The following is a 13339-nucleotide window of genomic DNA, read 5'->3' on the forward strand; positions in this document are numbered from 1 at the left end:
CTCATCTGAATTCTGCTTGCTGCTTTCCTTTTTGGATCAATTGGATAAAGTCGAGCTTAGCTCAATGGGTAATGTTTTAGTTTTTGCGGGTGATTCTACGTGGGTTTGACCTATGCCAACTCGTCGCACTGCGCCAGCCTGATGAGTTTATACCGTAAATTCCCTGACAGAAAAAACTTAATCATGAATCTTGCTGCTGCTTATTCCGATCGGCGGGGTAGAATCGCATCGTGGCATGACTCTCATTGACGGTCAGAATAATTGACGGTCAGAGATCCATAGCCATTAACCTTCTCATGACGAAAGAGTTATGCGATGCTGGATCGTATGTCTTACGATGTTCACTTTGTTGGATGCCACGCTTCATAGGTAAGATTAAAGACTGCGTGTTGCCGTCCCCATGAATTAACAGGGGCAGCGCTCTGCAATCGTAACCCGCATTAGTTTCAATTAAGTCAGGCAGGATTGACCAATGGATGACAAATTAATGTTGATGATTCCCGGACCGACTCCTGTTCCGGAGCGTGTGCTGTTGGCAATGGCACGGCATCCTATGGGGCACCGGAGTGCTGATTTCAGCGCCATCATGGCGGAGGTGACTGCAAATTTAAAGTGGCTGCACCAAACTCAAAATGATGTGCTGATTCTGGCCGCTAGCGGGACTGGTGCAATGGAAGCAGGCATTACTAACTTCCTGAGTCCGGGCGATCGCGTCCTCTGTGGCTGTAATGGTAAATTTGGCGAACGCTGGGCGGAACTGGGCGACGCTTACGGTCTATCCGTAGAACGGATTACGGCAGAGTGGGGTAAGCCTCTCAATCCGGCTGACTTTGAAGCAACCCTACAAGCGGATACTGATAAGACAATCAAAGCCGTCATTATGACCCATAGCGAAACCTCTACAGGGGTTTTGAACGATCTGAAGCGGATTAACGATGCGGTGAAAGCCCACGGAAATGCGCTGATGATTGTAGATGCGGTGACGAGTCTAGGGGCTGTTCATCTGCCTGTGGATGAGTGGGGCATTGACGTTGTTGCATCGGGTTCCCAAAAGGGGTACATGATCCCCCCAGGACTGGGGTTTGTGGCGGTGAGCGATCGCGCCTGGGAAGCCTACAAAACGGCCAAGCTACCCCGTTTTTATTTAGATCTGGGCAAGTATCGCAAAGATGCCGTCAAGAATAGCACTCCCTTTACTCCTCCCGTGAATTTGTTCTTCGGTCTTCAGGCCGCATTACAAATGATGAAAGCGGAAGGGTTGGAGTCTATCTTTGCTCGCCACACGCGCCAGATGAACGCGACCCGTGCTGCCGTGAGTGCACTGAACTTGCCCCTGTTTGCCCCAGAGGGTGCATCGAGTCCTGCGATTACGGCGGTTATGCCCCAAGGCGTAGAGGCCGAAGGCATTCGCTCTACGATGAAGAAGCAGTTTGATATTGCGTTGGCAGGCGGACAGGATCACTTGAAGGGCAAGATCTTCCGCATTGGGCATTTAGGCTTTGTGAGCGATCGCGATATCTTGACAGCCATTGGTGCTCTTGAGGCATCTCTACAAAGTTTGGGATATAGCAACTTCACGCCAGGTGCAGGGATTACGGCGGCGGCGAAGGCCCTTTACTAACCTCAACGGAATGTGTACCGTACCGTACTGGCTAAGTTAGCCTACCTAGTTCCAGGAGCCTAAAACAGAGAGCGCAGGACATATCCTGCGCTCTCAAGCATTGTAGAACTGAGTAGTAGTCTGCATAGGTCGCGATCCTGTAACAAAAACAGTACAGTCAATAACTCGACAAATCGCAGATTTAGGAGGTTTGTGCCGTTTCTAACCAATCAAAAATGCGGTCAAGCTGCTCCAGTGTTACAAGTCCGTACTTCCACAAAACCATCGGCAGAGGGCCTGGATCCTGCTCAACATGGCGGAGAGCCATTGCTAACGACGATGATGAAATCGCGAGATCGTCCTGTAGAAACTTCAGAAAACGAGCATAGGTTGTTGGAGTCATTGAGTTTCTCACCTCCTAGTGGAAAAATTAGTCTCCATTGTGTCGTGGCTTTTTTTCTCAGGTTCAGGACAGCAGCCACTTTTTAATTTGTCCTTCACCGTATTTCACCGCAAGATAGAACGCCCAGAAGAGATCAGGATCACAGTTTCAATGAATCTTAATACTCTGTTTGAGTTCTTAAACTTGACTGTGTAGCTAAATGCTTCGCCATTAGCTTATTGATCTGCAACAACAGACATAACCTAGGGGAGAAGTATCTAGATTCATCGCACCCAATGAGCAAACACCTTGCCAAGCGCGAAAATCGCAGACTCACGACTCGCTCTTGAGTAAAACCATCAAGGAATTGATGAACACAGTATTTTCATCCCCCAACCATTGCGTGGGAAGCCTCGCTGAAAACCCACTCACATCGAGTGGGTTTCTTTTGCCTAGAGGTTGACCGGATTGCGTCAAGGGCGATCGCCTCTCAGCGACAAAATGACACAATCGACCGACCAAGGCTAAGTGTTTATCCCCTCAACGAGAAGTTCAGCAGCAGATGCACGGATAGTGATCTGAAGAACTCTGCCCATTGAAGCTTGAATAGCGCTTAACGTCTTCAGCAAAATTACGACACTCGTGAATAGTGCCCACGCTTCATCCTGCGTACTTGTGACATTAGCTTCTGTGAATATCTCAATTCACTAATGTTGAGTAGCAATAATGACATTATGCTTAAGCCCCTAACCTTAGCAAAGCTTCGTAAACTTGTACAGAGTTTTTCGCACTCATTTCACTCTGAAAGGGGCTGGACTCATAAAAATTTTAGATTTGCTTAATATTTGCCCACCCATTCGTTCAGTTTATAGCTGGGATTGGGGATAAACCCAATCGTTGTTGGGCAGTTGAAAAGACGATTTGCCTAGTTAGAGGGCAGATCTTCAATCACGAGGCGATCGCCTTCCTGGATGCCAAGCTCTGCGGCTCGTCCACCCCGCAATTCTAGGACTTGGTTGACCATCGCATCAGGCCCATAGGTCGGACAGGTTGGCGTTGTGCAAGGGGGAACATCGGCGGCGATCGCCACCACTTCCCCGTCCTGCATAAACACCATGTCCAGGGAAATAGGCACATTTTTCATCCAAAATCGAGCTACACGCGGTGTGTTAAACAGAAAGAGCATGCCCCGATCGTCTGCCAACTCCGTCCGAAACATGAGCCCCGTAGACTGTTCTTGCGGCGTTCTGGCAACTTCAAGCTGAATCACCTGATCCGCAATGGTGACCTGTGCGGAAACGTCCAATGCTTGCCCTGTCGTCGGCATACCTTGCGCTGTGATGATAGATTGTGCGGATTCGTCTACGGTAGGCTCGCTCGCACTTAGGCTTCCACATCCTAGAAGCCCCACGCTCAAACCGATGGCGATCGCCCCAGCCATATAGTGATAGTTACGCATCATGGTTGCTCAGAAACGTTTGATATTCCATATACTGACTGCTTAGAAGAATTTCGAGAGCGGATGTTCCATAGGGATTTAAGGTATGCGTCTACCTTGCGTCGGCAGGGCAGATGAGGCTCTCTAGGTCTCTCGCATGACGTAGCCTACCCCCCGCACGGTTTGAATCAACCGCTTTTCGCCATCATCCTCAATTTTGAGGCGCAGATAGCGAACGTATACCTCTATCACGTTGGATTCCCCCATGAAATCGTACCCCCAGACGTTCTCCAAAATTTGTTCGCGCGTGAGAACTTCCCGTGGGTGCTCCATTAGATATTTCAACAACTCGAACTCTTTCATGGTAAGTTCGATGACCCGTCCATTGCGTAATGCTTGGCGTGTCGAAAGGTCTAAAACCAGATCGGCAAAGCGAAGTTGTTCGGCATTGGTAACATCTGGCTGCAGGTAGAGGTTGACCAGTTTTAAGAAATCATCACTGCGATAGGGTTTCAAGAAATAATCGTCTGCCCCAGCGTCAATACACGCAACCCGATCTTCCACCGAATCGCGTGCCATGAGCAGAATCACAGGCGTGCGAATCCCTCCACTACGCAAGTTGCGGCATAGTGACAACCCTGACTCACCGGCCAGCATTCGATCAATCACAATGAGCGCAGGCTGGTAGTCCTTGGCTTGTCGTAATCCATGTTCTGCATCAGGAGCGATCGCCGTGTTATAGCCCGCTTCGCGCAAATCTTGGCTGATTTGTCCGGCGAGGGTTTCGTCGGTTTCGATGAGCAAAACCCTTGGATTGAGGTCGGGAGACGTCGCATTCATGCTAGAAGAACTCAGAGATGAAGGATGCCTCGTTGCATTATAGGGCTGAAACGAAACGTCCGACTGATTTCTTCAGGGTTCGTTGTTACGGGTTGTTCTGGGGAGGCATTGGCATCTCTTGTGCCAACGGTTTTTGGGGCATCTGTTCTTGAAGATAGTGTTCTAAATCTTCTGTGGCTTCCTTCAGAACCCTGACCATTCCATCATCGTTATTTTCACGCCCCATTGGAGAGACGGAAGCATCAGAAGCGCTTTCGGGCGATCGCTCGTCCTGCAATGGCGCTGTAAACGTAGATTCCAACGCCTCAAGCGACTGTAGAAACTCAGCCATTGCCGCTTGGCGCAAGTTTTGCTGGTTCTGATTCATGGTGCTTGACTCCTAGCAAGAAGCGTTGAAACAAACAATTCAGGTTGAGAGAACGACGCATACGGCCTCAGTCCCTATTGCACCCATACCGTAACTTACAATTTGCAAAGATGACTGTGAATCCGCATTTAGCGCATCGCGATCGCCTGTAAAATAAACAATTGGTTACTTTGGATTTAGGGCTAACAACCTGGAAATGATCGACGTTTGATGATGAAGCCCAACTTAGATCTTGATCTCAGTATTCCCGTATTGATGAAAATCGCACCCTGATTGACTGACAAAACTCACACAACCCTGATTCTCTCGTAGGTTGGGTGAGCGCTAGCGTAACCCAACAGAATATAGGCTAGAGTTGGGTTCCACGTTGTTTCACCCAACTTACTAAAAAAGATTTGTCAGTCAACCAGAATCGCACCACCCTTGCTATCGCTTCCAAGAATACGTAATACCCCTTCATTAACGGTTTGCAGCTCATACCAACGGCAAATAAGCTCAGATCTTGCTCCATATTTGTCAGTTTGTAGGCTTGCGTCACTCAGGCTCCCGCAATCTGCGTTAAAACAGGGTAAGCGTTCGATGTAAGCTTCTCAACGGGTGTTGTTTAATGCACCCCCCACGGTTGAGAATGTATCAGGGCAATTTGGGAGGATACGATGGTGAGTCACGGATTTGATTACGACCTCATTATTATTGGTGCTGGCGTTGGTGGTCATGGAGCCGCTATCCATGCCGTAAGCTGCGGTTTGAAGACGGCAATTGTTGAAATGGCTGAAATGGGGGGAACCTGCGTTAACCGGGGCTGTATTCCCTCGAAGGCGCTGCTTGCTGCATCGGGTCGCGTTCGGGAGTTACGCGACGAGCACCATTTGAAGACGTTGGGCATCCAAATCGCCAATGTTTCTTTTGAGCGTCAGGCGATCGCCGATCATGCCGCTAACATTGTCGGCAAAATCCGTGGGGATATGACCAATAGCCTCAAGCGTTTGGGTGTCGATACCATCCAAGGCCGGGGAAAGTTGGCAGGCTCCCACAAGGTTTCCGTTGAAACGGCAGCGGGAGAGATTAATGTAACCGCTCAAGACATCATCCTTTCCCCCGGTTCTGTTCCCTTCGTGCCACCCGGGATTGAGATTGACGGCAAAACAGTTTTCACCAGCGACGACGCTTTGAAACTAGAGTGGCTGCCCTCCTGGATTGCCATCATTGGGAGCGGCTACATCGGTCTAGAGTTTGCCGATATTTATTCGGCCTTGGGCTGTGAGATCACCTTGATCGAAGCCCTGGATCAACTGATGCCAGGATTCGATCCCGACATTGCGAAGCAGGCCAAGCGAGTCTTGATCGATCCACGAGACATCGAAACGCGGGTCAGCGTCCTTGCTACCAAGGTCATCCCCGGCTCTCCGGTTGTGATTGAACTCAGCGATGCCAAAACGAAGGAAGTCGTAGAAGTTCTAGAAGTGGATGCCTGTCTTGTCGCCACTGGACGAATTCCGGCGACGAAGAATCTTGGTCTGGAGTCTGTGGGCGTTGAAACCGATCGACGGGGCTTTATTCAGGTGGATGACTCTATGGCCGTTGTCCTGGATGGGGAGCCGATTCCCCATCTGTGGGCCATTGGCGATGCCACGGGCAAGATGATGCTGGCGCACGCCGCCTCTGCCCAAGGGATCGCGGTTGTAGAAACCATTTGTGGGCGCGATCGCACCGTGAACTATCGCAGCATTCCTGCCGCCGCCTTTACCCATCCAGAGGTCAGTTTTGTAGGGCTGACGGAACCCGCCGCCAAGGAGCTAGCCGACGCAGAAGGATTTGAGATTGCCAGTGTCCGCTCCTATTTCAAGGGCAACTCAAAGGCGATCGCGGAAGGCGAAACGGAAGGGATTGCCAAGGTCATTTACCGCAAAGATACAGGCGAAATCCTAGGCGCGCACATTATCGGCCTCCATGCCTCAGACCTGATTCAAGAAGCAGCAAATGCGATCGCTGAACAGCGCTCTATCCACGACCTCGCCTTCTTAGTCCACACCCATCCCACCTTGTCTGAGGTATTGGATGAGGCCTACAAGCGTGCCCTTTCGACCACTCACTAAGCTAATTCTGCGTGCTTCGTTATGAAAATTCGCCGTCGTCCACCGAACCCATCCGTTGCCGTCGAAAGCCTGTGCTATCAGATTTCAACTCCCGATGCTGAACCCCAGCATATTTTGGAGGAAATCGTATGGCATAAGGAAAAAGAGGTTGATCTCTATCGCGAAAAGCTGCCGCTGCGAGAACTGCAAAAGCAAATGCGGGATGCTGTCCCAACTCGCAATTTCCTCGCCGCATTACAGCAATCTGTGCGACAGCCTGCCCTCATCGCCGAAGTAAAGAAAGCGTCCCCCAGCAAAGGCGTCATTCGGGCAGATTTTGACCCGGTAGCGATCGCCCAATCCTATGCGGCTGGAGGGGCAGCCTGTATCTCAGTTCTCACCGATCAGCGATTTTTTCAGGGCAGTTTCGAGTACCTAACCCAAATTCGTGCCGCTGTTGATATCCCCCTGCTTTGTAAGGACTTCTTGATTTATCCCTATCAAATCTACAAAGCACGTCTAGCTGGGGCAGATGCCGCCCTGTTGATCGCGGCTATCCTGTCAGATAAAGACTTGCAATATTTTCTGAAGATTATCAACAGCATCGGCATGACTGCCCTGATTGAAGTGCATACGCTTGAAGAACTAGATCGGGTGTTGCAATTAGAAGGCGTCAAGCTGATTGGTATTAACAATCGCAACCTAGAAGATTTCTCTGTGAGTTTAGACACAACATGCCAGTTATTATCTGCCCGCATGCAGGAGCTCAAAGCACAGAACATCCTAGTTGTGTCTGAGTCTGGCCTGCACACCTATGCCGACCTCAATGTTGTTCAGCAAGCTGGAGCCCATGCCGTTCTAGTCGGGGAATCTCTCGTGAAGCAAGCGGATCCCAAAGCGGCCATTGCAGAGCTTTACGGCGAGTCCTAGGGTAGTGGCACGGATATCTTCTTCCTCCGCCTTGACCATCGTAGATTTCCTGTTATGCTATTCGATCAGTACGTTGATCAATCGTTGAGTCCACAGCATTGTGACACCAAAACGAATTGGGTACTGTTCGACTGAGATATGCCTTTTCACGACCACCTACCTCTACCTAAATCCGACGGATGGAGTGCATCCATTCGCTACACTTCCCATCGGTTCATCTGTTCATAATTTTGCTAGGCATAACCTCAATGGAATCCATTCCTCTTCCATCTCACATTCACTATGAATTACTGTTACAACTGCTAGAACGGCAGACCGTAGCGGTAATTGGACAAGATCCGCATTTGCGCGACCAGCTTCACGAACTTATTGTGACGTTACGTAAAGCCCGAACCCAGCAAAAGCAGTTAGAGGAAAATTGCCAAAGAGCGGGAATATCGGTTGAATACCATTGGTCACTCAATACTCAAACTGTTCCAGAAATAACGTCTTCAGAATGCTGAAGTAACGTAGTTTTTCCGACTAGCTTCTGCGGTTTGTCTATTGAGCAACTGATATCGATACAAAACTCAGGTTGACAATATAGCCAAGCGTTACGGATAATTAGAATTTGTGAAAACTTTGGCTTTGGCAGATCATTGGCTAACGTTGTTGTAATTGGTGCTCAATGGGGCGACGAAGGGAAAGGCAAAATTACTGATTTGCTAAGCAAATCAGCCGATGTTGTGGTTCGGTATCAAGGCGGTGTGAATGCGGGTCATACTGTAGTCGTGAAGGATCAAACCTTCAAGCTGCATTTGATTCCATCGGGCATTCTCTACCCCAATACGGAGTGCATTATCGGTGCTGGTACCGTTATTGACCCCGAAAAACTGATTGAGGAGTTGGATCGCCTCGAAGCCTTGGGCGTTACAACCTCCAACCTTGTCATTTCTGAAACTGCTCACGTTACCATGCCGTACCATCGGCTGATTGACCAAGCTGCGGAAGAGCGTCGTGGCAATCGCCGCATTGGTACAACTGGTCGGGGGATTGGCCCAACCTACGCTGACAAGTCTGAGCGCACTGGGATTCGGATGATGGATTTGATGAATCCAGATGAAATGCGCGAACAGATTCAGTGGACGGTGGAGTATAAGAATGTCATTCTTGAAAAGCTGTACGGTTTGCCTCCCCTCAATGCGGACGATGTCATCGAGAGTTATACTCAGTACGCTGAACGGCTACGGCCTTACGTAGATGACAGCTCCCTGCGCATTTTTGATGCTGTGTGTCAGCGGCGGAATATTTTGTTTGAGGGCGCACAGGGAACGCTGCTGGACTTAGATCACGGTACGTATCCCTATGTCACCTCATCTAATCCAGTTGCGGGTGGTGCTTGTGTAGGCGCTGGCGTAGGGCCAACGATTATTGACCGCGTGATTGGGGTTGCCAAAGCCTACACCACTCGTGTTGGTGAGGGTCCTTTTCCAACAGAGCTCAATGGTTCGGTGGGTGAACTGCTTTGCGATCGCGGAGCTGAGTTTGGTACAACCACGGGGCGGCGGCGGCGGTGTGGCTGGTTTGATGCTGTCATTGGGCGGTATGCGGTTCGTATTAACGGTCTGGATTGTCTTGCGATCACAAAACTCGATGTGCTGGATGAGCTAGACGAAATTAATGTATGTGTTGCATACAACATTGATGGGCAGATCTGCAAGGATTTTCCAAGCAGCGCGCGTCGCTTTGCGAGCTGCACTCCCGTCTACAAAACAGTACCTGGCTGGAAGCAGTCCACGTCCCATTGCCGTTCGCTGGATGAGTTACCTCAACAAGCGCTTGACTATCTCAAGCTGTTGGCAGAGTTAATGGAAGTTCCCATTGCCATTATTTCCCTGGGAGCGAGTCGGGATCAAACCATCATTGTGGAAGACCCGATTCACGGCCCTAAACGTGCCTTGTTGTACAGTGGAGAATCATCACCGATGGACGTGCTACGGACATAGACTGTGCCCAGCGGTTAGTTTTCTCCAAGAACAGGGCTAAAGATCTGCATATTTCTTGTATTTAGATTGATTTTTTGAGGGTATTGATCATGGAAGCAACGCTTGAGTGTCAAAAACGGACTCCCGGCAGCAAACCAAATGCGCTGCGTCGTCAAGGTTTAATTCCTGCTTCGTTGTATGGCCATAACGGTACGGAATCGGTTGAGATTATCGTTAACGAACGTGATGCAGCCGCACTCCTGCGTAGAGGCCACGGTGAAGGAAGTAAAGTGCAACTGAGCGTTCCGGAGATGTCTTGGAGTGGCCCAGTCGTCATTCAAGAGGTTCAAGCCCATCCTTGGAAGGGATTCCTGTACCATTTGAGCTTCTATGCAGGCTCGAAGGCTTAGGTACTTTAGATAAGCAGCCGATCGCCTTTTCCTTGGCGACATCCTTAGGTATTGATTGCTTATTTCTAAACAGGTTGAGCCAGGATTTTTCCTGGCTTTTTTTGCGATCGCCCATTGTGCGAGACATGAGCGATTTTTTATCTGTTGCTAATTAAGGCTTTTGAATCATGGCAGACGCGACCCTTCCCCCGCTAATTGTGCAAATGCAGCAACCGGATTTTTACCCTCATCCGGTACAGCAGCCTATTCGCCTGATCCAAACCCACATCTCCTACATTCTGCTCACGGGTGACTATGCCTATAAAGTCAAAAAGCCGCTGAATTTTGGATTTCTAGATTATTCAACCCTTGAAAAGCGTCGGCATTTTTGCCATGAGGAATTGAGGCTCAATCAACGGGCAGCGAAGGAACTCTATTTGGATGTGCTTGCAGTAGCGCAACGGGGCGATCGCTTTGAGTTTACGAATAACGAAGCAGAGGCCGTCGAGTTTATCGTTCAGATGCGCCAGTTTCCCCAAGAAACCTTACTCAGCGCTATGTTTGAGCGGGGCAAACTGACCGAAACCCACGTTGTTGAACTGGCTAAAACCATTGCAGCGTTTCACCAGTCGGCTATCAGTAACGATTACATTCGCACGTTTGGAGAAGTGTCCCAAATTCGGCAGGCGTTTGATGAAAACTACGAGCAAACGCAGAACTATATTGGAGGCCCTCAAACTCAGGAGCAATTTGACGAAACTCGCGCTTACAGCGATCGCATTTTTCAGGAACAAACCGAGCGTTTCCAAGAGCGCATTCGTCAAGGCTGGATTCGCGAATGCCACGGCGATCTACATCTGGGTAATATCTGCTACTGGCGCGATCGCTTTTGGCTGTTTGACTGCATTGAGTTTAATGAGCCGTTTCGGTTTGTTGATGTCATGTTTGACATTGCCTACATCGTCATGGACTTGACGGCTCGCCAGCGTACCGATCTCAGTACGTTGTTTTTGAATACCTATTGCGAATCCATTGGCGACTGGGAAGGACTCCTCATTCTGCCTATTTACGTGAATCGCCAAAGTTATGTACGGGCAAAGGTTACCTCGTTTCTGCTCGATGATCCGGCGATCGCCGATGCCCAGAAAGCCAAGATTCAAAAAACGGCAGCCCAATACTATACCCTAGCTTGGCAATGGTCACAGCCCAAACCGCAAGGGCGACTCGTCATGATGTCTGGCTTATCGGGTTCTGGGAAAAGTACTGTCGCTCGCCAACTTGCCCTGAAGACAGGGGCGATCGCCCTTCGTTCCGACGCGATTCGCAAGCATCTGGGTGGCATTCCGGTTCAGGAGCGCGGGACTGACGAGCTCTATACCCCAGAGATGACGCAGAAAACCTATGCCCGTCTTTTAGCTCTAGGAATGCGTCTTGCCACAGAAGGGGGATATACGGTGATTCTGGATGCCAAGTACGATCGTGTTGCTTTGCGCTCAGCCGTCCTAGAAGCTGCCCAGGCAGCGAATGTGCCGATTGAGATTTATCATTGCACGGCTCCGTTGGATGTCTTGAGCGATCGCCTCCGCACCCGTACAGGAGACATTGCGGACGCCACCGTTGAGGTGCTGGCTCGGCAAACCTTTGAAGACTTTACTGATGCAGAACGCTCCTTGGTACGATTCGTAGACACAACGCAAGATCTGGACAGCCAAATTAGGTAAAACTCTCGCTATGATCCAGCTACGGCATAAAAATCGGGTCTTCGGGGGCAAAAACGTAATCGTAGTCGAAGCTAAACGATTTGGGATGGCGAATGATTGAAAAGCCAAATTGAGTCACAACATCGGTGGTAAACGTTGCCATGACTAACTCATTTAACTTCTTCTCAGAAATCTCGGGAATTTGCACAAAATGGGTGCGTTTCGCGAAAAACGTATCGGTATCTCGCGGCACAATGATGCTGTTGATACAGTGGGCATGCTGAATCGGTTTGATGTAGGTGCTGATGAACTCCTCTTGATTGCGCTGGAGGCGGTAAAGGCGCTCATGCTGCAACCAACTCATCCCAAACATCATGCGGAGCAGCTCGAACCCTAAAACGTAATTGAATGCGTTATTGCGTTCTTCGGTGCTGAGTACCAGTTTGAGGGCTGATTCCAAGTACAGATCGGGCTGTCGTCGCGCATCTTGCGCCGTATGAACGTAGAACTGGCGAATATAGCCTCGAAGCAAGGCTTCATTGAGCTCTGTTGGAATCCGATACTCTTTGAGATACCCAGCCACCCGTTGCAGCGTATCCCGATCTTCCAACTTCCGAGAGACCAAGCCATCTGCCGTGTAATCATCTAGGAATTCGGCTTGAGCCTCTGGAGAAGCGACCCTCAGTAAATAGCACAGCGACAAGACGTACCGCCGTTTTTGCCAAGGCAAACTTTCAAACCAGCCTTTGGCTTCCGTCGGTAGCTGTCCAAAAATGCTGTCATCTGGGAATTGGATTGCATAGTGAGATAGTTCAGAAGCATTAGGGGTAGGGAGATTGGGTTGCTCGCTCATATCTGTCCTTCTTGCACAGCCAACGTTCGATGCTACCCAAGTCAGGAATTAACGGTGAAGCTCCGCCCAGTGTGCCTGCAAATCTTGGACTGTGAATAATGCTTGAAAATCTAGACCTTGGGCTGCGTAAAATTCTGCTCCGCCCTGCTGCCGATCGACCAGAGCCACAATCCGATTCACGTGATAGCCTGCGTCCCGAAGCCGATTGACCGCTTTCATGGCGGACTGTCCCGTCGTGACAACGTCCTCTAGGACAACGACGGAACTTCCTTCTGGTAAACGTGGCCCTTCAATGTAGGCTTGGGTACCGTGGCCTTTCGCTTCCTTGCGTACGATCAAGGCAGCGATCGCCCGCCCTTCATAAGCCGCCACCACACTGGCCGCCGTTACCATTGGATCCGCTCCCAAGGTCAACCCTGCAACGGCTTTAGTATCCTCAGGCAGAAAAGATTGGATTGCCCGCCCTACCATCAATCCTCCTAAGGCATGAAGCGTAACTTGCTTACCGTTGATGTAGTAACTACTGCGTTGCCCAGAAGACAGGGTAAAGTCCCCCTCCTGGTAGGCAACATCACAGAACAAATCCAGGAGGTATTGGCGTAGCTCTTCAGGTTGAGCAGAAACTAAATGGCTCCCTGAAGGCACCTTAAACTGACCCATAGTGTGATTATTGATAACAGCACTCATGATTCTAGTGCCTCCTGTGAATCTCGAAAATCTAAACTTCAGGTTAGGGCAATTGCCCCTATAGAACCCATTTGAGATCTCAAGGAGAGGCAGCAAGGCGCTTAAGCATCAGCC

13 protein-coding genes are annotated in these 13339 nt (G+C 49.9%); 7 read left to right on the forward strand and 6 right to left on the reverse strand.

Annotated features, from left to right (window positions below; all coding sequences use genetic code 11):
* The first annotated feature begins 472 nt into the window (after window positions 1–472).
* Window positions 473–1621 carry an alanine--glyoxylate aminotransferase family protein gene (locus IGR76_10115; GenBank protein ID MBF2078850.1) on the forward strand — a complete coding sequence of 383 codons (1149 nt, stop codon included), beginning with the start codon at window positions 473–475 and terminating at the stop codon, window positions 1619–1621.
* Between the two features lie 181 nt (window positions 1622–1802).
* Here the strand turns inward: IGR76_10115 and IGR76_10120 are convergent, their stop codons facing one another.
* The 4 genes from IGR76_10120 to IGR76_10135 all read right to left on the reverse strand — a co-directional run bounded on the left by IGR76_10120 (window position 1803) and on the right by IGR76_10135 (window position 4627).
* Complete coding sequence (locus IGR76_10120) at window positions 1803–2003, reverse strand: DUF2949 domain-containing protein (protein ID MBF2078851.1); 201 nt, start codon at window positions 2001–2003, stop codon at window positions 1803–1805.
* Window positions 2004–2907: 904 nt separating this feature from the next.
* Complete coding sequence (locus IGR76_10125) at window positions 2908–3423, reverse strand: DUF192 domain-containing protein (GenBank protein ID MBF2078852.1); 516 nt, start codon at window positions 3421–3423, stop codon at window positions 2908–2910.
* Window positions 3424–3564: 141 nt separating this feature from the next.
* Complete coding sequence (locus tag IGR76_10130) at window positions 3565–4260, reverse strand: response regulator transcription factor (protein ID MBF2078853.1); 696 nt, start codon at window positions 4258–4260, stop codon at window positions 3565–3567.
* Between the two features lie 85 nt (window positions 4261–4345).
* Entirely contained in the window at window positions 4346–4627 is a 282-nt protein-coding gene (locus IGR76_10135) for a hypothetical protein (protein MBF2078854.1), read from the reverse strand.
* A gap of 659 nt (window positions 4628–5286) precedes the next feature.
* Between IGR76_10135 and lpdA the strand changes: the two genes are divergently transcribed.
* From lpdA to IGR76_10165, 6 genes are all read left to right on the forward strand, one after another.
* Window positions 5287–6723: a dihydrolipoyl dehydrogenase gene (lpdA, locus tag IGR76_10140; GenBank protein ID MBF2078855.1), complete on the forward strand. Its 1437-nt coding sequence runs from the start codon at window positions 5287–5289 to the stop codon at window positions 6721–6723.
* A 21-nt stretch (window positions 6724–6744) separates the two neighbouring features.
* On the forward strand, window positions 6745–7632 hold the full coding sequence (gene trpC, locus IGR76_10145; GenBank protein MBF2078856.1) for an indole-3-glycerol phosphate synthase TrpC: 888 nt from the start codon (window positions 6745–6747) through the stop codon (window positions 7630–7632).
* A 248-nt stretch (window positions 7633–7880) separates the two neighbouring features.
* A complete protein-coding gene (locus IGR76_10150) occupies window positions 7881–8135 on the forward strand; it encodes a DUF5340 domain-containing protein (GenBank protein MBF2078857.1) in 255 nt (84 codons plus the stop codon).
* A 135-nt stretch (window positions 8136–8270) separates the two neighbouring features.
* On the forward strand, window positions 8271–9617 hold the full coding sequence (locus IGR76_10155) for an adenylosuccinate synthase (GenBank protein MBF2078858.1): 1347 nt from the start codon (window positions 8271–8273) through the stop codon (window positions 9615–9617).
* Between the two features lie 89 nt (window positions 9618–9706).
* Window positions 9707–10006 carry a 50S ribosomal protein L25 gene (rplY, locus tag IGR76_10160; GenBank protein MBF2078859.1) on the forward strand — a complete coding sequence of 100 codons (300 nt, stop codon included), beginning with the start codon at window positions 9707–9709 and terminating at the stop codon, window positions 10004–10006.
* 167 nt (window positions 10007–10173) lie between these two features.
* Window positions 10174–11706 (forward strand): AAA family ATPase, encoded by a 1533-nt coding sequence (locus tag IGR76_10165; protein MBF2078860.1) that lies wholly within the window; start codon window positions 10174–10176, stop codon window positions 11704–11706.
* A 19-nt stretch (window positions 11707–11725) separates the two neighbouring features.
* Here the strand turns inward: IGR76_10165 and IGR76_10170 are convergent, their stop codons facing one another.
* Both IGR76_10170 and IGR76_10175 read right to left on the reverse strand, forming a co-directional pair.
* Window positions 11726–12481: a cobyrinic acid a,c-diamide synthase gene (locus IGR76_10170; GenBank protein ID MBF2078861.1), complete on the reverse strand. Its 756-nt coding sequence runs from the start codon at window positions 12479–12481 to the stop codon at window positions 11726–11728.
* 105 nt (window positions 12482–12586) lie between these two features.
* Window positions 12587–13198, reverse strand: a complete 612-nt coding sequence (locus IGR76_10175; protein ID MBF2078862.1) for an orotate phosphoribosyltransferase — start codon at window positions 13196–13198, stop codon at window positions 12587–12589.
* Window positions 13199–13339 lie beyond the last annotated feature (141 nt).

Source organism: Synechococcales cyanobacterium T60_A2020_003, from assembly GCA_015272205.1.
Taxonomy (GTDB): Bacteria; Cyanobacteriota; Cyanobacteriia; order RECH01; family RECH01; genus JACYMB01.

What these genes read in the sequence shown, in the direction of transcription:
- IGR76_10135 (MBF2078854.1), bottom strand. Translation starts at nt 4,627, where the DNA reads ATGAATCAGAACCAGCAAAACTTGCGCCAAGCGGCAATGGCTGAGTTT.
- IGR76_10165 (MBF2078860.1), top strand. Translation starts at nt 10,174, where the DNA reads ATGGCAGACGCGACCCTTCCCCCGCTAATTGTGCAAATGCAGCAACCG.
- IGR76_10120 (MBF2078851.1), bottom strand. Translation starts at nt 2,003, where the DNA reads ATGACTCCAACAACCTATGCTCGTTTTCTGAAGTTTCTACAGGACGAT.
- IGR76_10130 (MBF2078853.1), bottom strand. Translation starts at nt 4,260, where the DNA reads ATGAATGCGACGTCTCCCGACCTCAATCCAAGGGTTTTGCTCATCGAA.
- trpC (MBF2078856.1), top strand. Translation starts at nt 6,745, where the DNA reads ATGAAAATTCGCCGTCGTCCACCGAACCCATCCGTTGCCGTCGAAAGC.
- IGR76_10125 (MBF2078852.1), bottom strand. Translation starts at nt 3,423, where the DNA reads ATGGCTGGGGCGATCGCCATCGGTTTGAGCGTGGGGCTTCTAGGATGT.
- IGR76_10150 (MBF2078857.1), top strand. Translation starts at nt 7,881, where the DNA reads ATGGAATCCATTCCTCTTCCATCTCACATTCACTATGAATTACTGTTA.
- IGR76_10175 (MBF2078862.1), bottom strand. Translation starts at nt 13,198, where the DNA reads ATGGGTCAGTTTAAGGTGCCTTCAGGGAGCCATTTAGTTTCTGCTCAA.
- rplY (MBF2078859.1), top strand. Translation starts at nt 9,707, where the DNA reads ATGGAAGCAACGCTTGAGTGTCAAAAACGGACTCCCGGCAGCAAACCA.
- IGR76_10115 (MBF2078850.1), top strand. Translation starts at nt 473, where the DNA reads ATGGATGACAAATTAATGTTGATGATTCCCGGACCGACTCCTGTTCCG.